The 23,219-nt window shown below is 61.6% G+C and carries 24 protein-coding genes; 18 read left to right on the forward strand and 6 right to left on the reverse strand.

Translation table 11 applies throughout. The features are described from left to right. Window position 1 precedes the first annotated feature (1 nt). The gene (locus ACDZ94_RS15035) at window positions 2-1,225 is read right to left on the reverse strand and encodes an SfnB family sulfur acquisition oxidoreductase (protein WP_432750385.1); all 1,224 of its coding nucleotides are present in this window, start codon (window positions 1,223-1,225) and stop codon (window positions 2-4) included. Between the two features lie 225 nt (window positions 1,226-1,450). Between ACDZ94_RS15035 and ACDZ94_RS15040 the strand changes: the two genes are divergently transcribed. The 4 genes from ACDZ94_RS15040 (at window position 1,451) to ACDZ94_RS15055 (ending at window position 5,428) form a co-directional block, all read left to right on the forward strand. After that, a complete protein-coding gene (locus ACDZ94_RS15040; protein ID WP_221294354.1) occupies window positions 1,451-1,909 on the forward strand; it encodes a VOC family protein in 459 nt (152 codons plus the stop codon). Between the two features lie 250 nt (window positions 1,910-2,159). Further along, a complete protein-coding gene (locus tag ACDZ94_RS15045) occupies window positions 2,160-3,035 on the forward strand; it encodes an alpha/beta fold hydrolase (protein WP_432750386.1) in 876 nt (291 codons plus the stop codon). Between the two features lie 97 nt (window positions 3,036-3,132). Continuing rightward, entirely contained in the window at window positions 3,133-4,434 is a 1,302-nt protein-coding gene (locus ACDZ94_RS15050) for a dicarboxylate/amino acid:cation symporter (protein WP_064451690.1), read from the forward strand. Between the two features lie 79 nt (window positions 4,435-4,513). Further along, window positions 4,514-5,428: a LysR substrate-binding domain-containing protein gene (locus ACDZ94_RS15055; protein ID WP_064451689.1), complete on the forward strand. Its 915-nt coding sequence runs from the start codon at window positions 4,514-4,516 to the stop codon at window positions 5,426-5,428. On the opposite strand, the gene ACDZ94_RS15060 is transcribed toward ACDZ94_RS15055, so the two are convergent. From ACDZ94_RS15060 to leuC, 3 genes are all read right to left on the reverse strand, one after another. Next, window positions 5,409-6,650 carry an MFS transporter gene (locus tag ACDZ94_RS15060; RefSeq protein ID WP_432750387.1) on the reverse strand — a complete coding sequence of 414 codons (1,242 nt, stop codon included), beginning with the start codon at window positions 6,648-6,650 and terminating at the stop codon, window positions 5,409-5,411. The genes ACDZ94_RS15055 and ACDZ94_RS15060 overlap by 20 nt on opposite strands. Window positions 6,651-6,723: 73 nt before the next feature. Further along, window positions 6,724-7,338, reverse strand: a complete 615-nt coding sequence (gene leuD, locus ACDZ94_RS15065) for a 3-isopropylmalate dehydratase small subunit (RefSeq protein WP_064451687.1) — start codon at window positions 7,336-7,338, stop codon at window positions 6,724-6,726. Further along, window positions 7,335-8,753: a 3-isopropylmalate dehydratase large subunit gene (gene leuC, locus ACDZ94_RS15070; protein WP_432750388.1), complete on the reverse strand. Its 1,419-nt coding sequence runs from the start codon at window positions 8,751-8,753 to the stop codon at window positions 7,335-7,337. The genes leuD and leuC overlap by 4 nt, the downstream gene beginning before the upstream one ends. A 289-nt stretch (window positions 8,754-9,042) precedes the next feature. On the opposite strand from leuC, the gene ACDZ94_RS15075 reads away from it, so the two are divergent. The 8 genes from ACDZ94_RS15075 to ACDZ94_RS15110 are packed head-to-tail and all read left to right on the forward strand — an operon-like array spanning window position 9,043 to window position 15,196. Next, a complete protein-coding gene (locus ACDZ94_RS15075; protein ID WP_432751505.1) occupies window positions 9,043-10,245 on the forward strand; it encodes a PepSY-associated TM helix domain-containing protein in 1,203 nt (400 codons plus the stop codon). Beyond that, window positions 10,242-10,781 carry a hypothetical protein gene (locus ACDZ94_RS15080; RefSeq protein WP_064451685.1) on the forward strand — a complete coding sequence of 180 codons (540 nt, stop codon included), beginning with the start codon at window positions 10,242-10,244 and terminating at the stop codon, window positions 10,779-10,781. Before ACDZ94_RS15075 ends, ACDZ94_RS15080 begins: the two co-directional genes overlap by 4 nt. Next, entirely contained in the window at window positions 10,778-11,107 is a 330-nt protein-coding gene (locus tag ACDZ94_RS15085) for a hypothetical protein (RefSeq protein ID WP_432750389.1), read from the forward strand. Before ACDZ94_RS15080 ends, ACDZ94_RS15085 begins: the two co-directional genes overlap by 4 nt. Beyond that, entirely contained in the window at window positions 11,104-11,664 is a 561-nt protein-coding gene (locus ACDZ94_RS15090; protein ID WP_064451683.1) for a DUF6162 family protein, read from the forward strand. The genes ACDZ94_RS15085 and ACDZ94_RS15090 overlap by 4 nt, the downstream gene beginning before the upstream one ends. A gap of 19 nt (window positions 11,665-11,683) precedes the next feature. Further along, entirely contained in the window at window positions 11,684-12,604 is a 921-nt protein-coding gene (locus ACDZ94_RS15095) for a metal ABC transporter substrate-binding protein (protein WP_053255310.1), read from the forward strand. After that, a complete protein-coding gene (locus ACDZ94_RS15100; protein ID WP_432750390.1) occupies window positions 12,601-13,347 on the forward strand; it encodes a metal ABC transporter ATP-binding protein in 747 nt (248 codons plus the stop codon). The genes ACDZ94_RS15095 and ACDZ94_RS15100 overlap by 4 nt, the downstream gene beginning before the upstream one ends. Further along, complete coding sequence (locus ACDZ94_RS15105; RefSeq protein ID WP_432750391.1) at window positions 13,344-14,243, forward strand: metal ABC transporter permease; 900 nt, start codon at window positions 13,344-13,346, stop codon at window positions 14,241-14,243. Before ACDZ94_RS15100 ends, ACDZ94_RS15105 begins: the two co-directional genes overlap by 4 nt. Next, window positions 14,243-15,196 carry a metal ABC transporter solute-binding protein, Zn/Mn family gene (locus tag ACDZ94_RS15110; RefSeq protein WP_262667465.1) on the forward strand — a complete coding sequence of 318 codons (954 nt, stop codon included), beginning with the start codon at window positions 14,243-14,245 and terminating at the stop codon, window positions 15,194-15,196. The genes ACDZ94_RS15105 and ACDZ94_RS15110 overlap by 1 nt, the downstream gene beginning before the upstream one ends. A gap of 170 nt (window positions 15,197-15,366) precedes the next feature. Here the strand turns inward: ACDZ94_RS15110 and ACDZ94_RS15115 are convergent, their stop codons facing one another. Beyond that, on the reverse strand, window positions 15,367-16,080 hold the full coding sequence (locus ACDZ94_RS15115; protein WP_262667464.1) for a UTRA domain-containing protein: 714 nt from the start codon (window positions 16,078-16,080) through the stop codon (window positions 15,367-15,369). Between the two features lie 618 nt (window positions 16,081-16,698). On the opposite strand from ACDZ94_RS15115, the gene ACDZ94_RS15120 reads away from it, so the two are divergent. The 6 genes from ACDZ94_RS15120 (at window position 16,699) to ACDZ94_RS15145 (ending at window position 22,075) form a co-directional block, all read left to right on the forward strand. Further along, the gene (locus ACDZ94_RS15120) at window positions 16,699-17,766 is read left to right on the forward strand and encodes an ABC transporter substrate-binding protein (RefSeq protein ID WP_432750392.1); all 1,068 of its coding nucleotides are present in this window, start codon (window positions 16,699-16,701) and stop codon (window positions 17,764-17,766) included. A gap of 203 nt (window positions 17,767-17,969) precedes the next feature. After that, on the forward strand, window positions 17,970-18,776 hold the full coding sequence (locus tag ACDZ94_RS15125; protein WP_432750393.1) for an alkaline phosphatase family protein: 807 nt from the start codon (window positions 17,970-17,972) through the stop codon (window positions 18,774-18,776). Then, window positions 18,755-19,618: an ABC transporter permease gene (locus ACDZ94_RS15130; RefSeq protein ID WP_167353686.1), complete on the forward strand. Its 864-nt coding sequence runs from the start codon at window positions 18,755-18,757 to the stop codon at window positions 19,616-19,618. Before ACDZ94_RS15125 ends, ACDZ94_RS15130 begins: the two co-directional genes overlap by 22 nt. Next, complete coding sequence (locus tag ACDZ94_RS15135; RefSeq protein WP_064451676.1) at window positions 19,605-20,405, forward strand: ABC transporter permease; 801 nt, start codon at window positions 19,605-19,607, stop codon at window positions 20,403-20,405. Before ACDZ94_RS15130 ends, ACDZ94_RS15135 begins: the two co-directional genes overlap by 14 nt. Next, window positions 20,402-21,391 carry an ABC transporter ATP-binding protein gene (locus ACDZ94_RS15140; protein WP_064451675.1) on the forward strand — a complete coding sequence of 330 codons (990 nt, stop codon included), beginning with the start codon at window positions 20,402-20,404 and terminating at the stop codon, window positions 21,389-21,391. The genes ACDZ94_RS15135 and ACDZ94_RS15140 overlap by 4 nt, the downstream gene beginning before the upstream one ends. A 30-nt stretch (window positions 21,392-21,421) precedes the next feature. After that, window positions 21,422-22,075 (forward strand): HAD family hydrolase, encoded by a 654-nt coding sequence (locus ACDZ94_RS15145; RefSeq protein WP_064451674.1) that lies wholly within the window; start codon window positions 21,422-21,424, stop codon window positions 22,073-22,075. Between the two features lie 144 nt (window positions 22,076-22,219). Here ACDZ94_RS15145 and ACDZ94_RS15150 read toward each other — a convergent pair whose 3' ends face one another. Further along, on the reverse strand, window positions 22,220-23,182 hold the full coding sequence (locus ACDZ94_RS15150; protein ID WP_064451673.1) for a zinc-binding dehydrogenase: 963 nt from the start codon (window positions 23,180-23,182) through the stop codon (window positions 22,220-22,222). Window positions 23,183-23,219 lie beyond the last annotated feature (37 nt).

The following is a 23,219-nucleotide window of genomic DNA, read 5'->3' on the forward strand; positions in this document are numbered from 1 at the left end:
GTTATGACCAGTCGTGACTTGGCGGCCGGGTGCCATTGAGCAACCAGTTGCCCACCACGTGGTATTTCCAGCGCACCGGGTCGTGCAGGGTGTGCACCCGCGCGTTGCGCCAGTGGCGGTCGAAGTTGTGCTTCTTCAGCGTCGAACGAGTACCGCCAAGTTCGAACAGTTTGTTGCTGGCTTCTATGGCGATTTCAGTCGTCAACACCTTGGCCCGAGCCACGGCCAGGGACGCGTGGGCGACGTTGTCTTCATTCGGTGCCGGGCGTGCGGCGTCCAGGGCAAACCCGGCGCGTTGCAACAGGGCTTCGGCGGCTTCCAGGCGAATATCCAGGGCGCCGACCTGAATGATGGTCAGCGGGTCTTCACTGGCTTTTTGCACCCCGGCGTCGATCCACGGCCGGGCAAATTGCTGCACGAACTGCACAGTGTCGCGCAACGCGGCACGGGCAATTCCGGCGTCGATGGCGGCGGTGGTCAGTTGTGCGAAAGGACCGGCAAGGGTCGGGGAATCGTAGGATTTATGCGTAGGAAACAGATTGAAAGCCGACACCCGCAGGTTTTCCGCGAGCACGCTGCCGCTGCTGGTAGTGCGCTGGCCCATGCTGTCCCAGTCGTCGACGACCACCAGCCCTTCTGTGCCACGCTTGACGAAGGCCAGTTGCGCATTTTGCTGCTCATCCAGCGCCAACACCGCCAACCAGTGGGCGTACAGCGAACCGGTGCAGTAACCTTTGCGGCCGTTGATCACATAACCGTCGCCTTCGCGTCGAATCGTGGCCTGGATGTCCTGCACGTGCTTGCCGCCGGTTTCCGACAGCGCATTGGCAAAACGATGGCCTTGCAGCGCCAGGCCGAAGAAATGCGCCTGCTGCTCGGGCGTGCCTTGCAGGCGAATATCCTCCAGCAGGCAGTAGTGGTTCTGCGGGATCTGCCCCAGCGATGGGTCGGCCGCCGAGATAATCGCAATCACCTGGGCCAGCACCGCATAGGAGACTTGGGCGCCACCAAACTCGCGCGGCACGCTGATGCCCCACAGGCCGCTGTTGGAATACAGGTCGACCACCTCGGCGGGGACCTGGCGGGTGCGGTCGCGTTCGGCGTCCTGCTCCAGCAGCACGGCGGCAACGCGATGGGCGACGGCAACCGCCTGGGCTTCATCGCGGATCAGTTCGGCATGGGGTGCGTGAATGGGGTAATCGGCAGACACAGGCAGTACAGACATACAACGCTCTCGGGCGAATGGTTTGTCTGCTCTATTGCAGCTTCTGTGCCGTGCCCCGAAACAGGCGCCCTGGCCACCAAACCGAGATCGAAAACCGCCTTTGGCGCAGCAATCTGCCTGTTCACTGTTGCCTGGCCAACACCTCGTCGGCTGCCCGCAAGCCGCGCGATACGTGGCCTATAGTAAATAGCCCGTACCTCCATAACCACAATCAAGGAGAACGACATGAGTGCCAAACCTATCCCCGAGGGTTATCACAGCGTTACGCCTTATATGGGCATCGACAACGCCGCCGAAGCCATCGAGTTCTACAAGAAAGCCTTTGGTGCCACGCAAGTCATGCGCCTGGACATGCCCGACGGCAAGGTCGGCCACGCCGAACTGCGCATCGGTGACTCGGCGATCATGCTGGGCTCGCCCTGCGCTGAAATGGCATTGCGCAATCCGGACGAACACACCAGTGTCGGCTTGCACCTGTATGTGAACGACGTGGATGCGCAATTCGAGCAAGCCGTTGCGGCAGGCGCCAGTGTGGTATCAGAGCCCAAGGATCAGTTCTACGGCGACCGGTCGGCGAGCGTGAAAGATCCATTCGGCCATCTGTGGTTCCTGGCCACACGCAAGGAAGACCTGACCGAAGCACAGATCCGCCAGCGCGCCGAAGCGATGTTCAAGCAAGGCTGAGCGCGCGCCTGTAATACACATCAAATGTGGGCGCTGGCTTGCCTGCGATGCAGACAGCTCGGTGTTTCAGGTACATCGCGTCGATACCATCGCAGGCAAGCCAGCGCCCACAGGGGTCCTCATTGTCTGAGCGATCGGGGCAGGCCGGCAGGCTCCTACACACTTCATGAACAACCCCTACACGCTTTCCCCCTTGCCCCGAACGCTGCGTGATTCCAGGATGCAGGCAATCATCACAAGGAGTCATTCCATGTTCGCCGGATTCCAAAAAGACCAGTGCCACGTCAACGGCGTGGACATCAGTTACCGCAAAGGCGGTACAGGTCCCGGTCTGCTCCTGTTGCACGGGCACCCGCAAACCCACGTCATCTGGCACAAAGTCGCCGAACAGTTGGCCGAGCATTTCACCGTGGTGGCCGCCGACCTGCGCGGCTACGGTGACAGCAGCAAGCCGCCGGCCAACGATCACCACAGCAACTACTCGAAGCGGGAAATGGCCCGCGACGGCGTCGAACTGATGAAGGCCCTGGGCTTTGACACGTTCTCGGTACTGGCCCACGACCGCGGTGCCCGGGTCGCCCATCGCCTGGCGTTGGACCATCCGAACGCCGTGCAACGCATGGTGCTGTTGGATATCGCGCCAACCCTGGCGATGTACGCCCAGACCGACGAAGCCTTCGCCCGCGCCTACTGGCACTGGTTCTTCCTGATCCGCCCGGCGCCGCTGCCGGAGGCTTTGATCGAGAGCAACCCCGAGCTGTACCTGCGCAGCGTGATGGGCAGCCGCAGTGCCGGGCTCAAGCCGTTTACCGATGAAGCCTTCGCCGAATACCTGCGCTGCCTGCAACTGCCAGGTACGGCTCGCGGTATCTGCGAAGACTACCGCGCTGCCGCCGGTATCGACCTTGAGCACGACCAGGCGGATATCGACGCCGGCAACCACCTGAACCTGCCGTTGCTGGTGATGTGGGGCGCCGAAGGCACTGTCGGCCGCTGTTTCGAACCGCTTGAGGAATGGCAGAAAGTCGCCACCGATGTCCGTGGCAAAGCCCTGCCCGCCGGCCACTACATCGCCGAAGAAGTCCCTGAACTGTTGCTTGGCGAAGTCCTGACCTTCCTGCGCTGAGCCGTATGACCCCGTGACCTGACGGACCCGCCTCGCCGGCTGAAAATGTCTGCGACGGGTTCGCTTTGCCCAAAAAAAGCCCCTCGAGATAATAACAATGACAATCCGAAAACTGCTGGGAACCCTGTACGTGCAGGTGCTCATCGCTATCGCGCTGGGTGTGTTGATCGGCCACGTATGGCCGCAAATCGGTATCGACCTCAAGCCTCTTGGCGACGGGTTTATCAAGCTGATCAAGATGATCATCGGCCCGATCATCTTCTGCACCGTGGTTTCCGGCATCACCAGCATGCACGATGTGAAACAGGTCGGCCGGGTGGGTGGCAAGGCGCTGCTGTACTTCGAGATCGTCTCGACCATCGCGCTGCTGATCGGCATTCTCGCTGCGCACCTGCTGCACCCGGGCGTCGGTTTCAATATCGACGTGAAGACCCTCGACAGTTCGGCCATCGCCGGCTTTGTCGGCCAGGCGCAGCACAGTGAAGGCGTGACCGGGTTTCTGCTGAATGTCATCCCAGCGACCTTTTTTGATGCCTTCGCCAAAGGTGAAATTCTGCCGGTACTGTTTATTTCCGTGCTGTTCGGCCTCGGCCTGGTGATGGTCGGTGAGAAAGCGCGGCCGCTGGTGAGCGTCATCAACCAGGCCAGCGAGGTATTTTTCCGCATCGTAGCGATGATCAGCCGTGTAGCGCCTATCGGCGCCTTCGGCGCGATTGCTTTCACCATCGGCAAGTACGGCGTGGGCTCATTGCTACCGCTGCTGAAACTGGTCGGCACCTTCTATATCACCGCGTTGTTTTTTGTCGCGGTGGTACTGGGTAGCATCGCCCGTTACGCCGGCTTCAGCATTTTCAAGTTGATGGCTTACATCAAGTCGGAACTGCTGATCGTGCTGGGCACCAGTTCGTCGGAGTCGGCGCTGCCGCAACTGATCCAGAAACTCGAAAGCCTCGGCGCGTCCAAAGGCGTGGTGGGCATCGTGGTGCCGACCGGCTACACCTTCAATCTGGACGGCACCAACATTTATATGACGTTGGCGGTGTTGTTCCTGGCCCAGGCCACCAATATCGACCTGCCGCTGGAGCAACAACTGACGTTGCTGGCCGTGGCCATGCTCACCTCCAAAGGCGCCGGTGCGGTGGTCGGTGCAGGCTTTGTGGCATTGGCTGCGAGCCTGGCGGTGGTGCCGACTGTCCCCGTGGCGGCAATGGTGCTGATCCTTGGCGTCGACCGCTTCATGGCTGAATGCCGCTCGCTGACCAATATCATCGGCAACGCCGTCGCCACGCTGGTGGTGGCCGCCTGGGAAGGTGAGCTGGATCGCGACAAGATGGCGCCGATTGCCCTCAAACATGGCCGGCATGCGCGTGCCGCGCAAGCGAAGATCGCTGCCGAATAAGCATTCACGCCCAGGCGCGCCGGAAGGTGCGCGCATCCGGTGCTATGCTGGCGGCTCATGCCGCCACGCTTGTTTTCTGATGACTAACAAGAAAGATAACGTGCCCCTACCCGAAGACCTGCGGGTGTTCCTGACCGTGATTCGCAAGGCGGGTTTCGCTGCCGCCGCCGATGAGTTGGGCCTGTCGCCTGCGTATGTCAGCAAGCGCATCCAGATCCTCGAAACTACCCTGGCCACTCGCCTGCTGCACCGCACCAGCCGGCGCATCGCCCTGACCGAAGACGGTGAACGGGTGCAGCGCTGGGCCGTGCGCATCCTCGAAGATTTCCAGCAACTTTCCGATGAGCTCTGCGACGCCCACGACAGCCCCCGTGGGCATCTTCATTTGTGCAGCAGCTTCGGCTTTGGCCGCAACCATGTGGCGCCGGCCCTGTCGTTGCTGGCCGAACAATACCCGGACCTGGAAATCCGCCTGGACCTGTTCGACCGCGTGGTGGACATCGTCAGCGAAGGCTTCGACCTGGAGATTCGCGTGGGCGATGACATTCCCGGTCAACACATCGGCCGACGCTTGGTGAGCAACCGCCGGGTGCTTTGCGCGGCGCCGGCTTACCTGAAGCGCCGGGGCACGCCGCAACAGTTGAGTGACCTGGAGCAGCACGACTGCCTGGTGCTCAAGGAGCGTGACAACGCCTTTGGCATCTGGAACCTGGAGCGTGATGGCAGCGCGCAAAGTGTTCGCGTACGCGGGCCACTGTCCTCCAACAATGGCGAGATCGTGTTGCAGTGGGCCCTGGACGGACGCGGGGTGTTGCTGCGCTCGATGTGGGATGTGAAGCCGCTGCTGGAACAAGGCAAGCTGGTGCAGGTGCTGCACGACTACACCCAGAGTGCCAACGTGTGGGCGGTGTACCCGACGCGGTTGGCGTACTCCGGAAAATTAAGAGCGTGTGTGGAATTTTTGCAGGAGCACTTCAAGGGGTTGTCGATCTGACGCCCCGATTGGCGCTGTAACCCAGCCATAAGCCCATGACCACCAGGGCGGTCAACGGCAGCCCGTGGAACAACACGATCACTTGGGACGGTGCCCACGTCAGGTAGAACGGCCCGACCACGAGCATGCCTACGCCAAAGCCGGCCATCTGGATCAGGGTCAATAAGCTGAACAGCGGCAGGCGCAGGCTATCGGGCTCGCTTTGCGCGCGGGACACCAACGCCACCTCGGACACGCCATCACCCAGCCCCGCCCACACCACCAGCAGCAATGCCAGCCACAGTTCGGTTTGCTGGAAGGTCAGGATAAAGCCGCTGGACATCAGCGCCACGCCCAGCATGAACAAGCGCTCCATGGCTTGGGTGCCACGGCCTTTGAGCAGCGCACTGGCGATTCGCGCGCCAACGAACTTGCCACACGCCCACACCGCCAGCAAATAGCCCATGACGGTCTTGGCCGTGTCCGGCGAAATGTACTGCGACAGCACCGGCCAGCCGACGTTATGCGCCGCGCTGCCAAGGGTGTCGAGCATGCTGATCAACAACATCGCCGCCAGCACCGGCGCCCCACGCAGCCCTTGGGTCAGCTCGCGCCACTCAGCCGAAAGCCCGCGATGCGCGGCGACGGCCACTGTGTACAACACACGCAATGGCAAGATCAGGCAGGCCGCCAGGATATAGGTGCCGATATTCACGGCAAACACCGCCTCGAAGCCTCCCGTGGCAATCAGCAACCCCGACAGCAAACTGCCGAACACCGCGCCGGTCGCCGCCGCCGACGTGATCCACGCATTGGTGCTCACCCGCTGCTCAAGCGCCACCCATGTCGGTAACTGGCTGTTCAGGCCAATGGCGAACAACGAATTGCACAGGCCAATGCCAAACGCGATAAAGGGCAGCACGCTGAGCTGATGCGCCGGTATCAACACCAGCAGCGGCATCAGCAGTAATGCTCGGGCAAGGTCCAGCCCGGCCAACGTGCCACGCCCGGCAAAGCGCCTGAAAAAAGGAATACCGAACAGGCTCGCAATAATCCCACCGGTGACGCGGCACGCCAGGAAAACACTGACAAACACCACGCTTTGGCTGAGCCAGTAGACGTAAGTGGACAACGCCACCATGTTGAGGAACGCGCCGAAATCCGACACCCCGCGGGCGAAGATGATCAAGCGTGCATTGCGGGTCGACCGCGTTGATTCAGGATCAACGTTCAGCACGTCCATGTCAGACACTTCCTTTTCTTATAATGAGCCGACTTCCTTGTCGGTCCCACTTAAGTCTACGGCGCCCGGTGTGTCAACCGAGCCAGGGGTTGGCCGCCAGGTGCCTGCGCTCGAACGCCTGGATCTGTTCACTGCGCTGCAAGGTGCTGCCAATCGCATCCAGGCCGAGCAGCAACGCGGTCTTGCGCAAGGTGTCGATCTGGAAGGGGATCACCTCGCCGTCCGCCAAACGAATCTGCTGCGCCTGCAGATCCACACTGATCTGCGCCTGTTCAGGCTGGCTTACAGTCTGCCCGAGCGCCTGCAGCACCGCCTCGTCCAGGGTGATCAACAACACGCCGTTACGCTGGCAGTTGTCATAGAAGATGCCGGCAAAGCGGCTGCCGATCAGCGCGCGAATACCCATTTGCTTCAAGCCCCACACCGCATGCTCACGGCTGGAGCCACAGCCGAAGTTCGGCCCGACCACCATAAAGCGCGCGCCCTGCCAGGCCGGCTGGTTGAGCACGAATGCCGGGTTGGGCTCGCCTGACGCGAGGAAGCGCAGGTCGAAGAACAACCCACGGTCGAGGCCGCTGCGGTCGATACCCTTGAGAAACTGCTTGGGCATGATCACATCGGTGTCGATATTCGCCGCAAGCATCGGCGCGGCCTTGCCGGTAACCAGGGTGAACGGTTGCAGGCTCATGCGCGGTCTCCAAAGTGACGAATATCGGTGAGGCGGCCGGTGATGGCGGCAGCGGCGACCATGGCCGGGCTCATCAGGTGAGTGCGGGCGCCGGCGCCCTGGCGGCCTTCGAAGTTGCGGTTGGTGCTGGAAGCGCAGCGGTCGCCGGGGGCCAGCACATCGTCGTTCATCGCCAGGCACATCGAGCAGCCTGACTGGCGCCATTCGAAACCAGCGTCGATAAAGATCGCCGCCAGCCCTTCGGCTTCGGCCTGGTCGCGCACTTCGGTGGAGCCGGGGACGATCATCGCCCGTACGTGGTCGGCCACGTGTTTACCGCGCACGACACTGGCGGCGTCGCGCAGGTCTTCGATGCGGGCATTGGTGCAGGAGCCGATAAACGCATGGCTGATCACGATATCGCTCAGTGGCATCCCGGCTTCCAGGCCCATGTAATTAAGCGCGCGGCGCATGTCCTGGCGCAGGATCAGGTCGCTCACGTCTTGCGGGTCGGGCACGCGGGCGCCGATGGGCGCGGCCTGGTCGGGGCTGGTGCCCCAGGTGACCATGGGTTCCAGGGTGTTGGCATCCAGATGTACTTCTTGGTCGAACACCGCATCGGCGTCCGAATACAGTTGGCGCCAACTCACCAATGCCTGCTCCCACACCTCGCCCTTGGGCGCGCGGGGCTTGCCCTTGAGGTAGGCGAAGACTTTTTCGTCCGGTGCCATAAATGCGCCGCGCGCACCGGCTTCCACGGCCATGTTGCAGATAGTCATGCGTGCTTCGACGCTCAGTGCATCAATAGTGGAGCCGCGAAACTCGATGGCATAGCCGGTGGCGCCGGACGCGCCGATCTTGCCGATCAGCGCCATGATCACGTCCTTGGAGGTCAGGCCGCGCGCCAGTTCGCCGTCAACGGTCACGCGCATGCTTTTCAGGCGTTTGTAAACCAGGGTCTGCGAGGCCAGCAGGTGCTCGATTTCCGAAGTGCCGATACCAAAACCGAGAGCGCCCAACGCACCATAGGTGGTGGTGTGGCTGTCACCGGCGGCGATCACCATGCCCGGCAGGATAAAGCCCTGCTCCGGCGCGATCACGTGTTCGATGCCCTGGCGCTTGTCGAGGATATCCAGCAGCTCGATGCCGAAGTCCCGGCAGTTTTCCGCCAGGTACGAAACCTGCCGCGCGCCGCCCGCATCGGGCATCGCCGCAATACGCGTGGGCGTGGTGGGGTTTACATGGTCAACCACTGCCAGCGCCGTGCCGGGGCGCCAAACCTTACGCCCGGCCTCGCGCAAGCCGCTGAATGCCTGGGGGCTGGTGTATTCGTTGATCACCTGGCGGTCGATGTATAGAAGGACATGGCCCTGATCGTCCAGGGGGCACACCGTATGGGAATCGATGTGTTTGTCGTAGAGGGTTCTGGCAGTCATTTTTTCTTCGGGCTCACTCAACGGTATGCCCCCATCCTACGCAGCCCCCCGGCCCCATCAATGGCACCTGGGTGATGGCTTGGAACATGTTTCGTGTTCGATCAACGCCTGAAAGCACTGCGAATGTGAACCTGAAACATTTTCTTTCATATGCGGCCTGGGGATTTCTCATCCTCATCCGTCTTAACTTAGATACAGCCCGTCGCGTCAGCAAAAGCTACGACCGGCCTTTTCCGGGCCTCCATCGCCCTCCTCCGCTCAAGACCGTATTCACATGTCAAACGTTCACCTGTCAAAGAAGTCACGTTCAAAGCTTTGGTTTCTTGTGCACAGCTGGCTGGCGTTGCCCATCTGGTTTTTTGTACTGATCGTCTGCGTCACCGGCACCCTGGCGGTGGTCAGCCAGGAAATCGTATGGCTGGCCAACCCGGATATCCGTGCAAGCAAGCCGTCGGAGGATGCCCGGATGCTGAGCTTTGACCAGGTGATCGCCGCGATCAAACGCCAAGAGCCCCAGGTGATCGTGCAGTCGATCATCCGCCCGGACGAAACGCACTTCGCCCTCAGTGTCGACCTCAGCTACCCGGATGGGCGTTCCGTTGAGGTCTACGTCAACCCCTACACCGGGGCGATCCAGGGCATCAGCCCAGCCTTCAACTTCAAGCAATTTACCCGCGCCCTGCACGGCTGGTGGCTGGTGCCGTTCACCAATGGCTTCAGTTGGGGCTGGTACCTGGTCTCGGCGCTCGGCCTGCCGTTGCTGGCGTCACTGGTGACCGGGCTGGTGGTCTACAAGCGTTTCTGGAAGGGTTTTCTGCGACCGACCCTGCGTATCCGTCACGGTGCGCGAATCTTCTGGGGGGACTTCCACCGCCTGAGCGGGATCTGGTCAATCTGGTTTATCGCGGTGATTTCCATCACCGGCACCTGGTTCCTGATCCAGGCGATCCTGGGGGACAACCAGATTTCCATCTCCAGCGAACCGATCGTCCCGGTGATCGCCCGTGAAAAGGTGCCGTTGTCCGCGCCCGGCGTGCCGGCACCGATGATCCCACTGGACGACGCCATCGGCATTGCCACCCAACGCATTCCCGGGCTGGATGCCACGTTCGTGTTCCTGCCGCTCAACGCCTATAGCCACCTGCAAATCGGCGGGCGCGGCTGGTACCCGTTGATGTTCCAGACGGCCCAACTCAACCCGTACAGCGGCGAAATCGCGGTGTCGCACTTGCTGTCCGACCGCTCGACGCTGGAGTTCGTCACCGAGTCCATGCGCCCGCTGCACACCGGCGACTTTGGTGGGCTGTGGATCAAGCTGATCTGGGCATTCTTCGGCCTGGTGCTGAGCATGATGGTGTTGAGCGGCCTGCTGATCTGGATCAAGCGCACCGCCCTGGCCACCCTCAATGCGCTCAAGCGCGAAGCCAAGACGCAACGTGCGCCGGCCGCCGCCCTCGCCATGCAGGCTGAAACCTCGGAGGCCAACTCATGAGCAAGGTCGCTCGCGCTACGCCGCCTTCGCCGCTGCGCGCTTTTTGGCTGAAATGGCGGTTCCATATCAACATCCTGCTGTTGCTGGTGCCCCTGGGGTTCATGCCCAAATACTTCGCCGACGCCGCGTTGTTTCGCGGGGATACCGGCATTGGCGAGCGGGTCGTCGGCGACGTGCAGGTCGGCCCCTGGAGCCTGAAACTCGCCGAATTCCGCAACGAAGGCCCGAGCCCGGACCCGGCCGGCCCGATGAAATTCTTCAACGCCGCCCTGTGTGACACCTGCGCCGAGCAGGTCAAGGCCACCTACCTGCGTATCGGCAAACCGCGCAGCTTGCGCGCCGCCGGGGTGATCTTCTTCGGTACGCCCTACCGCATGGGCGCCGCATTACCAGTGCCTGAACGCACGCCGGTCGACGCCGAACTGTGGGTCACCATGGAAGGCTGGGACGGCACGATGCACCAGGGTTCCATCCCGCTGAGCCAGGCCTCGCCTGCCACCATTGCCTGGCTGAACAAGCAAGGAGTTAAACCATGACGTTCAAGCGTCTGACCCGCACCGCTGCGGCGCTGTTACTTTGCGCAGGTTTCAGTACCACCGCCCTGGCGCACAACCCGATGTGCGAATGCAAGGAAATACCCGGCGAGCAGATCCAGTGCACCGGCGGTTTCTCCGACGGCAGCGGCGCCCCGGGCGTGACCCTGGACGTCATCGGCTACGACGAAACCATCCTGCTGCCCGGCAAACTCGGCCAGGACTCAACCCTGACTTTCAAGAAGCCCGCGGCCGAGTTCTATATGCTGTTTGACGCGGGCCCCGGCCACGTCGTTGAAATCGACCAAGCGGATATCCAGCCTCAATGAGCACGACACAGGTTGTACGCCCCGCCGGTGCCGGCCACGAAACCCTCTACGTGCTCCTGCTGTGCCTGATCATCCTCGCGGTGGCCGGTTCGGTGGTGGCCCTGCACGGTGAAACTCAGGAAGTCGCGGCGCTGCCCAGCCACCAGTTGGACGCCCGTCGCGACCTCAGCGCATCCGAACAAGGCATCTATGCCGACCTGCGGGTGACCCTGGATGAAATCCAGCTGCTGCAACAGGAGCAAAGCGCCCTGCCGACGCCTGCGCAACTGGCCGAAGAAGGTTTCGCACCGTTTGCCCAGGACGCCAGTTCGGTCAGCCGTGGCGACCACCGCTGGGCGTTGCTGGCGCCTGCTGCCTATTTGGGCTTGAGCCAGACGCCGAGCACCAGCGGCTCGCTGCTGATGCGCGTGCACGGTGCCGAACCGGATATCTGGCTCAACCGCCAACCCCACCTCGCCGCCCCTTCCGACCTCACTGACCAGGCGCTGATCGCTGCCGGCTGGCAGCAGGTGGTCGCGCAATTCGATGCCGGCGTTACGCGCCAGCACCGTCACTGAACGAGAAGACCAAGTGCCCATGTCTATTTCATCTCCCTTGTTGCGCCTGTTGCTGGTTAGCCTGTTCAGCCTGATGCTGGCGCCCTTGGCAAATGCCGAGGCGGCCAAACGCCTGCGTATCGGCATCACCCTGCACCCTTACTACAGCTACGTGGCTAACATTGTCGGCGACAAGGCCGACGTGGTCCCGCTGATTCCGGCCGGCTTCAACCCGCACGCCTATGAGCCCCGCGCCGAAGACATCAAGCGCATCGGCACCCTCGACGTGATCGTGCTCAACGGCGTCGGCCATGACGATTTCGCCGACCGTATGATCGCCACCAGTGAGCGCCCGGACATCCCGGTGATCGAGGCCAACGCCAACGTGCCGTTGCTCGCCGCCACGGGCAATGCCGCGCGTGGCGCGGGCAAGGTGGTCAACCCGCACACCTTCCTGTCGATCAGCGCGTCGATTGCCCAAGTCAACAACATCGCCCGCGAGTTGGGCAAGCTTGACCCGGACAATGCCAAGGCCTACACCCAGAACGCCCGTGCCTACGGCAAACGCCTGCGCCAGATGCGCGCCGACGCCCTGGCCAAGCTGACCAGCGCACCCAACCCCGACCTGCGCGTGGCCACCGTGCACGCCGCCTACGACTACCTGCTGCGCGAGTTCGGCCTGGAAGTCACCGCCGTGGTCGAGCCCGCCCACGGCATCGAGCCAAGCCCCAGCCAGTTGAAAAAAACCATCGACGAACTGCGCGCCCTGGATGTGAAGGTGATCTTCTCGGAGATGGATTTCCCGTCCACCTACGTCGAGACCATCCAGCGTGAATCCGGGGTCAAGCTGTACCCGCTGTCGCATATCTCCTACGGCGAATACACCCCTGAAAAGTACGAAGTGGAAATGACCGGCAACCTCAACACCGTGGTGCGGGCGATTCAGGAGTCGGGGGCATGACAGCCGCGGAACAACTCAAAGTGGCCAGCATCGGCCCAACCCTCGACTTCGACAAGGTGTCGTTGACCCTGGGCCGCACGGTGATTCTTGACGCTGTCAGTTTCCAGGTAGAACCGGGCAGCATCCATGCGTTGGTCGGCCCGAACGGCGGCGGCAAAAGTTCGCTGATCAAGACCCTGCTGGGGCAAACGCCGCACCACGGTCAATTGCGCCTGCAGTGGCCAAATACGCCCGGCACCATCGGTTACGTGCCCCAGGCGCTGGAATTCGACCGCGGCTTGCCGATGACGGTGGACGATTTCATGGCCGCCATGTGTCAACGGCGCCCGGCGTTTCTGGGCCTGTCCAAACACTACGCCGCCGCGATTGGTGAGGCGCTGGAACGGGTGGGCATGCAGGACAAACGCAAACGCCGCATGGGCGCGTTATCCGGCGGTGAGCGTCAGCGTGTCTTGCTGGCCCAGGGCCTGATCCCGGCGCCACACCTGCTGGTGCTGGATGAACCGATGTCGGCCCTTGATGAAGCGGGCATCCAGGTATTCGAGCGACTGCTGCATGACTGGCGGCTGGCCGGGATCACCGTGCTATGGATCGAACATGACCTGGACGCCGTCGGCCGTCTCGCCGACCGCGTCACCGGCCTGAACCGCCGCGTGCTGTTCGACGCCACGCCCAAAGAGGCATTGACCCCGGACCGCTTGCTGACCCTGTTCTCCACCCATCCTCGGAGCTCGGCGCCATGAGTTATGAAGCGTTTCGTTTGATGGTCCAGGGCTGGGCCTCGTCCGGGTACCTGCCGGAGGCGCTGGCCTATGGGTTTGTGGTCAATGCCTTGCTCGCCGGTTTGCTGATCGGCCCGGTACTTGGCGGCCTGGGGACGCTGGTGGTGGTCAAGCGCTTTGCGTTTTTCTCCGAGGCTGTCGGGCATGCTGCACTGACCGGCGTGGCCGTGGGCATTCTGCTCGGCGAACCCTACACCGGGCCCTATGGCGCACTGTTCGGCTACTGCCTGCTGTTTGGCATTCTGCTCAATTACCTGCGCAACCGCACAGGGTTGGCGCCAGACACCTTGATCGGCGTGTTCCTGTCGGTGTCGCTGGCGTTGGGCGCGAGCCTGCTGTTGATCCTGGCAGGCAAGATCAACGTGCATATCCTGGAAAACGTGCTGTTTGGCTCGGTGTTGACGGTTAACGGCAATGACTTGCTGGTAATCGCAATTGTCGGTTCGCTGGTGATGGCCCTGGCGCTGCCACTGTACAACCGCATCATGCTGGCCAGCTTCAACCCACAGCTGGCAGCGGTGCGCGGTGTGGCCGTGAAGACGTTGGACTACCTGTTCGTGATCCTGGTGACGCTGATTACTGTGGCGGCCGTCAAGGTGATCGGCGCCATCCTGGTGGGCGCGCTGCTGGTGATTCCGGCCGCTGCGGCGCGCCTGCTGAGCCAGTCGCTCAAGGGGTTTTTCTGGGTATCCGTGATGATTGCCACGGTCAGCACGCTGTGCGGCATCCTGTTGCCGATCATCTTCGACCTGCCCATCCCCTCCGGCGCCGCGATCATTCTGGTGGCCGGTATCGCCTTCGCCTTCGCCGCCATCGCGCGCGGCACTGTGCCCAGCCTCAAAGGGAATCTTGGATAATGCGCCCTGTCTTTCGCCCACTGGCCCTGGCCATCGCTTGTTTGCTCAGCACCTCGGCGCTGGCCGTTGACGGCCTCGACCCCAAGGAATTCAAAGTCAACCAAGGCCTCGGCCATGCCGCCCTGACCCAAACCAAAAAAACGGTCAAGGTCCTGGCGTCGTTGCCCATCACCTACGGGCTGGCCGAGGTGCTGCTCAAGGGCACCGACGTGCAGCTTGAGCGTGCTGCGCCGGCCAACCTGCCCGGCTCGCGCCAGGTGTCCTACTTCACGGGCCGTGGCGCCCCGGCGCTGAATACCCTGGCGCAGGATGCCGACGCCGCCATCGGCCTGCGCTCGCTGTGGGCGGACGACCCGCTGTACCCGGTGGCGCGGCGCAGCAATATCCGTATCGTCGAAGTCGACGCCGCGCGCCCGGTGGACGGCGGCTTGCCAGGCATCGCCGTGCAACCGGGCAGTGCCGATGGCTTGAACAGCCAGCCCTGGCAGTCGGGCAACAATATGGGGCGCATGGCCGATGTGATGGCCGCCGACCTTGGTCGCCTGGCGCCCAACGCCAAACCGAAGATCGACGCCAACCTGGCGGCCCTCAAGCAACGCCTGCTCAAGCTCAGCGCCGACAGCGAAGCGCGGCTGGCCAAGGCGGACAACCTGAGCGTGGTCAGCCTGAGCGATCACTTCGCGTACCTGGTCAGCAGCCTGAACCTGGAAGTGGCCGGTACCGATGCACGGCCGGATGCGGACTGGACGCCACAAGCGTTGCAGGCATTAAGTGCCCGCTTGAAGGACAGCGACGTGGCGGTGGTGCTGCATCATCGTCAGCCAAGTGAAGCGATTAAAGCGGCGGTGACGGCAGGGGGTGCGCAACTGTTGGTATTGAATGTCGACGGAGCGGACCCGGTGGCAGAGCTGGAAACCAATGTGGATCAGGTCATTAAAACCCTGATGCCATAGGCGAGCGACTCTTCAAGTCGAGATCGATTCAAGTGTGGGGGCTGGCTTGCCTGCGAAAGCAACAACGTGGTCTGTGTGATGTACCGAGGCGCCCGCATCGCAGGCAAGCCAGCTCCCACATTAAGCTCGCGGTGCATCGGCTGATGGTCAGCCAGCCCGGCACCCGACTGTCAAACCACATCGACGCCGACATGAATCGCATCATGCCGCCAAAACTCCAGGTCGCAGTCGATCAACCGCTGATGCTGGTCATAGTTCACCCGTGCGATGCGCAAGCCCGGGCTGCCCACCGACACGCGCAATGCGCCGGCGGCTTCCACCGGCAATGACGTCGGTACGATTTCGAAGCGCACACGGCCGTAATGCAAGTCGTACTTGCGCGCATACAGCTCGGTCATTGATTGATTCAGGTCGCATTCCAGAATGCCCGGAAAATACTGCGGGTTCAGGTAGTGCTCCACATACAACACCAGGCGCCCATCAATCCTTCGGCCCCGGCAAATCTGGATCACACTCGACAGCGCCGGCAATTGCAGCCATGCACACACCGCCGCCGACGCCGGTTGCAGGCGCGCAGAAATCACCTCGGTCGACGCCACCCGCCCCTGGTCGCTGACCATCGCGTGAAAGTGGCTGCGTTGCATCAGGTTGTAAGCCAGCCGTGGCGGCGAAACAAACCACCCGCGGCGTTCCTCGCGATAAATCTGCCCTTGGGCCTCCAGTTGTAACAAGGCTTCCCGCACAGTAATTCGAGTGGTACCAAACAACTCGCTGAGCTTGCGCTCGGCGGGCAATTTACTCGCAGGCGTTAACAGGCCGTGGTCGATCTGCTCTTGCAGCGCCAGGCCGATGGAGGTCACCGCCTTGATTGCCTCATCACGCATCAACATTACCTATCTGGACTAGACCAGCACCGTTCAAGTGCACAAACCGCGCTTTATTTGGGCTTCTGCTATTGCCTGCCAGCCTAGGCATTACAGATGACCGACAGATGACAGTCCCTGTCCAGGCCCTGCACCACACCCTGCAATACATCGGCCAAGTCCAGGGCCTGCGGGTACTTGAGCATGGTCTACGCTGAGTCTGCACTGAGCGACAAAAGCGATTTAAAAACGACACAGACATGAAACTGTCATCCATCGAGCCTAGATTGGCTCAGGTATTGCTCTGACCTAGACCAAAGGGGCGATTCATCACTGATTTCTTGGGGCGCGCCGGACCTGATTTTGTGCAGGGCAAGGCGCGAGGAGCGTGGTTTGGTTGTTCCAAATAAGCGACGAGTAACGCAGCCCTGCGCAAAATCAGGCCCGGCCCTTCGGGTTGCGCCTGAAAGCCGGCCAGGCTGTGTTGCAGTCCTTGGCAAGGAAACGACCCTTACCTGCGGACTGCGCCTAGCCCGGCCGGCTTTCAGGCGCAACGCGCCACAAGAAATCAGTGATGAACCGCCCCCCCCGCAAACGTTCTTAAAAACGCCGCGTTGAAAACGCCCAAAGGAGCTTCGGATGAAAAAGCTTTTCCTGGCATCACTGTTAGGCTCGACCATTGCCATATGCACCGCCGCCATGGCCGCTGATACCGATCTGAAAACGCTGGAAGCCGCCGCGAAAGCGGAAGGCGCCGTCAACAGCGTCGGCATGCCCGATGACTGGGCCAACTGGAAAGGCACCTGGGAAGACCTGGCCAAGACCTATGGCCTCAAGCACATCGACACCGACATGAGCTCGGCCCAGGAAATCGCCAAGTTCGCCGCCGAAAAAGACAACGCCAGCGCCGATATCGGTGATGTCGGCGCGGCCTTCGGCCCGATCGCGGTGAAACAGGGCGTTGCGCAGCCGTACAAGCCGAGCACCTGGGCGCAAGTCCCGGATTGGGCGAAAGATAAAGACGGCAATTGGGCCCTGGCCTACACCGGCACCATCGCCTTTATCGTCAACAAAAAGCTGCTGCACGGCTCCGAAGCCCCAAAAAGCTGGGCTGACCTGAAGACCGGCAAATACAAGGTTTCCATCGGTGACGTGAGCACCGCTGCACAAGCCGCCAACGGCGTGCTCGCAGCAGCCCTGGCCAATGGTGGCGACGAGAAGAACATTCAGCCTGCCCTGCTGATGTTTGCCGAGATCGCCAAGCAAGGCCGCCTGTCACTGGCCAACCCGACCATCGCCACCATGGAAAAAGGCGAAGTGGAAGTGGGTGTGGTCTGGGACTTCAACGGCTTGAGCTATAAAGCCAAGATGGCCAACCCGGATGACTACGTCGTGCTGATCCCATCGGACGGCTCGGTGATTTCCGGCTACACCACCATCATCAACAAATACGCCAAGCACCCGAACGCCGCCAAGCTGACCCGTGAATACATCTTCAGCGACGCCGGCCAGACCAACCTGGCGCGCGGCAACGCCCGTCCGATCCGTGCCGAGCACCTGACCTTGCCTGCCGACGTCCAGGCCAAGCTGCTGCCTAACGAGCAGTACAAGAAAGTCACGCCGATCAAAGATGCCGATGCTTGGGAAAAGACCTCCAAGGCACTGCCGCAGAAGTGGCAGGAAGAAGTCATCATCAATATGCAGTAAGGCCTGAGCTGTAAACACGGTCAGTGTGGGAACTGGCTTGTGTGGGAGCCGGGCTTGCCCGCGATGCAAACGACTCGGTGTGTCATGTAAGCCGAGGTGATGCTATCGCAGGCAAGCCAGCTCCCACATAAGCAAGCGCCCACATTTGATCCGGTTCCAGGATGAAACCGAGCCAAACCAGCCGTTGCGGAGCGTCTCCCCCTATGAAGCACAACGTCATCCTTGTGGTGCTCGACGGCCTGAACTACGAGGTTGCCCGACATGCCATGGGGCATCTCCAGGCCTATATCGGCGCAGGACGCGCAGCGCTTTACAAACTGGACTGTGAACTGCCGGCTCTGTCCCGGCCGTTGTATGAATGCATCCTCACCGGCGTGCCACCGATCGACAGCGGCATCGTCCACAACAATGTCTCGCGCCTGTCCAACCAGCGCAGCATTTTCCATTACGCCACCGACGCAGGTCTCACTACAGCGGCGGCGGCTTATCACTGGGTCAGCGAGTTGTATAACCGCACGCCCTTTATTGCCGCGCGTGATCGTCATACCGACGACAAGACGCTGGCGATCCAACACGGGCATTTCTACTGGAATGACCACTACCCGGATTCGCACCTGTTCGCGGACGCCGAAAGCCTGCGCCGCAAACACGCGCCGAATTTCCTGGTGGTGCACCCGATGAACATTGATGACGCCGGCCACAAGCATGGCCTCGATACGCCGCAATACCGCAACAGCGCGCGCTCGGCCGATATCATCCTCGCCGACTACCTGCAAGGCTGGCTCGATGCCGGTTACCAGGTGTTGGTGACTGCGGACCACGGCATGAACAACGATCGCTCCCACAACGGCCTGCTGCCGGAAGAACGTGAAGTGCCGCTGTTCGTGCTGGGCTCGGCCTTCAACTTCGACCCTTCTGCCAGCCCCAAGCAAACCGAACTGTGCGGCACCGTCTGCGAACTGCTCGGCGTACCCCACGACAAACCTGTATGCCGGGAGCTGCTGAAGTGAACTCCATCATCCGTGGCAAATGGCTGGCGATCCTCTGCCTGGTACCGTTTGCGCTGTTCTTTATCGTGTTTGAAATCGCCCCGCTGGTGTGGGTGATGATCAACAGCCTGCAATCGGAGGAGTTCGGCTGGGGCCTGGCCAACTTCACCAGGATCTTCAGTTCGAAGTTCTACCTGCAGGCCATCCAGTACAGCCTGGAGATCAGCTTCTATTCCAGCGTGTTCGGCATCATCATCTCGGTGCTCGGCAGCTACTCGTTGCGCCGTGTGGACGGGCCGCTGCGCAACTTCGTGACCGCCTTTGCCAACATGACCAGCAACTTTGCCGGCGTGCCCCTGGCCTTCGCGTTCATCATCCTGCTGGGTTTCAACGGCAGCATCACCATCATGCTCAAGCAGGCCGGGATCATTCAGGACTTCAACCTGTACTCCAAGACCGGGCTGATCATTCTCTATACCTACTTCCAGATTCCACTGGGCGTGCTGCTGCTTTACCCCGCCTTCGACGCGTTGCGTGAAGACTGGCGGGAGTCGGCCTCGCTGCTCGGCGCCAACGGCTGGCAGTTCTGGCGGCACATTGGTCTGCCGGTGCTCACCCCTGCCCTGCTCGGCACCTTCGTGATCCTGCTGGCCAACGCCCTTGGCGCCTATGCCACGGTGTACGCGCTGACCACCGGCAACTTCAACGTGCTGCCGATTCGCATCGCGGCAATGGTCTCCGGCGACATCTCCCTTGACCCGAACATGGCCAGTGCCCTGGCCGTGGTGCTGGTGGCGCTGATGACGGTGGTCACCGTGGTCCATCAACTGCTGCTCAAGAGGAGCTACCATGTCTCGCGCTGAAGCCGGCTCGGCCTCCCTCTACCATCGGGTAGTGGTGTATGTGTTATTCGCGATCCTGGTGTTGCCGCTGGTGGGCACCTTTGTCTACTCCATTGCCAGCAGTTGGTCGGCGACGATCTTGCCAGCCGGTTTCACCGTCAAATGGTACGTGCAGCTCTGGAGCGACCCACGCTTCCTGGCTGCCTTCGGCCAGTCGCTGCTGGTGTGCGTGGGCGCACTGATCCTGTCGGTGGTGCTGATTTTGCCGCTGCTGTTCGTGGTGCATTACCACTTCCCCAAACTCGACGCGCTGATGAACATTTTGATCCTGCTGCCCTTCGCGGTGCCGCCGGTGGTGTCATCTGTGGGCTTGCTGCAATTGTATGGCTCCGGGCCATTTGCAATGGTGGGCACGCCGTGGATTCTGATCGGCTGCTACTTCACCGTGGCTCTACCGTTCATGTACCGCGCGATCACCAACAACCTTCAAGCGATCAACCTGCGCGACCTGATGGACGCCTCGCAACTGCTGGGTGCCAGCACTTGGCAGGCGGCGATCCTGGTGGTGCTGCCAAACCTGCGCAAAGGCCTGATGGTGGCGCTGCTGCTGTCGTTCTCGTTTCTGTTCGGTGAGTTCGTGTTTGCCAATATTCTGGTGGGCACCCGCTATGAAACCCTGCAGGTCTACCTGAACAACATGCGCAACACGAGCGGCCACTTCACCAGTGCCATCGTCATTTCCTATTTCTTCTTTGTGCTGGTGCTGACCTGGGCCGCCAATATCTTGAACAAGGACAAAAGCCAATGAGCTTCGTCAGCGTCCAACACCTGCAAAAAGGCTACGCCGGCACCCCGGTGTTCAGCGACATCAACTGCGAGATCGCCAAGGGCGAGTTCGTCACCCTGCTCGGCCCGTCCGGCTGCGGCAAGTCGACCTTGCTGCGCTGCATCGCCGGGCTTACGTCGGTGGACAGTGGGAAAATTCTGCTGGATGGCCAGGACATCGTCCCCCTGAGCCCGCAGAAACGGCATATCGGCATGGTATTCCAGAGCTATGCGCTGTTCCCCAACATGACCGTGGAACAGAACGTCGCCTTCGGCCTGCGCATGCAAAAGGTCAACGCCGACGACAGCCACAAGCGTGTGCAGGAAGTGCTGCAACTGGTGGAACTCAAGGAACTCGCCGGTCGCTACCCGCACCAGATGTCCGGCGGCCAGTGCCAGCGTGTGGCACTCGCCCGCTCCCTGGTGACCCGCCCGCGCCTGTTGCTGCTGGATGAGCCGCTGTCGGCGCTGGACGCACGGATCCGCAAGCATCTGCGCGAACAGATCCGCCAGATCCAGCGTGAACTGGGGCTGACCACGATCTTCGTGACCCATGACCAGGAAGAAGCCCTGACCATGTCGGACCGCATCTTCCTGATGAACCAGGGCAAGATTGTGCAGAGCGGCGATGCCGAGACCCTCTACACTGCGCCGGTGGATGTATTCGCCGCCGGGTTTATCGGCAACTACAACCTGCTCGACGCCGACAAGGCCAGCCAATTGCTGCAACGCCCGATCAGCGGGCGCATCGCGATTCGCCCGGAAGCCATCGAACTGAGCCGCAGCGGCGAGCTGGACGCCCTGGTGCGTAGCCACAGCCTGCTGGGCAACGTGATTCGCTACCGCGTTGAAGCGCGCGGCGTGGAGTTGGTGGTCGACGTGCTCAACCGTTCCGCCGACGACCTGCACCCGGATGGGCAGCGCCTGGCACTTTCCATCGACCCGAGTGCGTTGTGTGAAGTAGCCTGACGCAACGATTTAATTGAGAGAGCATGACGGATGGCATTGGTAATTTTTGATCTGGACGACACCTTGATCCACGGCGACTGCGCCACGCTGTGGAGCGAGCAGATGGGTCGCCTGGGCTGGGTCGACCCTGAGTCGTTCATGCGCAAGAACAACGAACTGATGGACGCCTACAGCCAGGGCAAGCTGTTGATGGAAGACTTCATGGACTTCAGCCTGGAGCCGATGATCGGGCGCACGCCGGAAGAAATCGACCACTTGGTAGAGCCATGGGTCGAGGATGTGATTGAGCCGCTGATCTACAGCGACGCCACCAAAACCATCGCCCGGCACCGCGCGAATGGCGACCGGATTCTGGTGATTTCCGCCTCGGGTACTCACTTGGTTACGCCGATTGCCGCACGTATCGGTATCGATGAAGTGCTGGGGATTGATCTGGACGTCAGCCATGGCGCTTACAGCGGCCGTACCGTGGGTGTGCTGACTTACCGTGAAGGCAAGATCACACGGTTGCTGGAATGGTTGGAGCAGGAAGGTGAATCACTGGAGGGGGCGTATTTCTACTCGGATTCGCGCAATGATTTGCCATTGCTGCTGAAGGTCGATCACCCGCAGGTGGTGAACCCGGACCCGGTGTTGCGCGAGCATGCTGAAAAAGCCGGCTGGCCGATTCATCAGTGGGTGTGACCCCAACCTCTTGAATTGAAATCCTATCAAAATGTGGGAGGGGGCTTGCTCCCGACAGCGGTATGACAGTGAAGAATTCTTCATCTGACACACTGCGATCGGGAGCAAGCCCCCTCCCACACTAGATTGCATCTCAACTTGAGATCAGACCAAGCTCTCGTCAATCACCAACACCAATTTCCCGGAAATCTGGTTGCTCGCCAACGCGGCAAAGGCCGCCTCGGCATCCCTGATCGAGAAGGTCTTGGCCAGTTGCGGGTTCAAGCGCCCCTCTGCAAACAGCGGCCACACCTGCTGGCTCAAATCACTCAACAGGTCCGCCTTGAACTCATCGCTGCGGCTGCGCAAGGTCGAGCCGAGTAACTGGATGCGCTTGCCCAGCACCTGAGCCAGGTCGAGCTGAGCGTCACGCCCGCCCATCAAGCCAATCAACACCCAACGACCATCCAGGGCCAACAGCTTCAGGTCCAGGGCCGCGTAGTTGCCGCCAACCGGGTCGAGGATCACATCGAACGGCCCAAAATCGCGCAGCCCTTCAATACCGTCGGTACGTACCACGCCGCCCTGAGCGCCGAGCGCCTCGCAGTAGGCCAGCCGTTCCGCCGAGCCGACACTGACCCAGCAGGGGCTGCCAAATGCCTTGCACAACTGGATTGCCGCCGAGCCCACGCCGCTGGCGCCGGCATGCAACAAGACTTTTTCACCGGGTTTAAGGCCCGCCAACTGGAACAGATTCAGCCACGCCGTGCTGTACACCTCTGGCAACGCCGCGGCTTCGGCCAGCGACAAACCTTCCGGCACCGGCAGCACGTGGCGGGCGTCCACCACCACTTCTTCGGCCATGCCACCCCCGGCCAGCAGCGCGCAGACGCGATCACCGACTTGCCAGGACGAACCTGCACCCACTTCGCTGATTACCCCGGAACACTCCAGGCCGAGTACATGGCTGGCACCCGGAGGGGGCGGATAGAGCCCCGCGCGCTGTAACAAATCGGCGCGATTAAGGCCAGCAGCCGCCACACGAATGCGAACTTGGCCTACATCGCAGGTAGGACTGGGCTCTTCCAACCACTCCACATGACCTTCAACGCCTTGCAATGCTTTCACAGTGCCTCCATAGTGAGTCTGGACTGAGCCCGTAGCT

The sequence above is a fragment of the Pseudomonas sp. UBT genome, from assembly GCF_050915955.1.
Classification (GTDB): Bacteria; Pseudomonadota; Gammaproteobacteria; order Pseudomonadales; family Pseudomonadaceae; genus Aquipseudomonas; species Aquipseudomonas antarctica_A.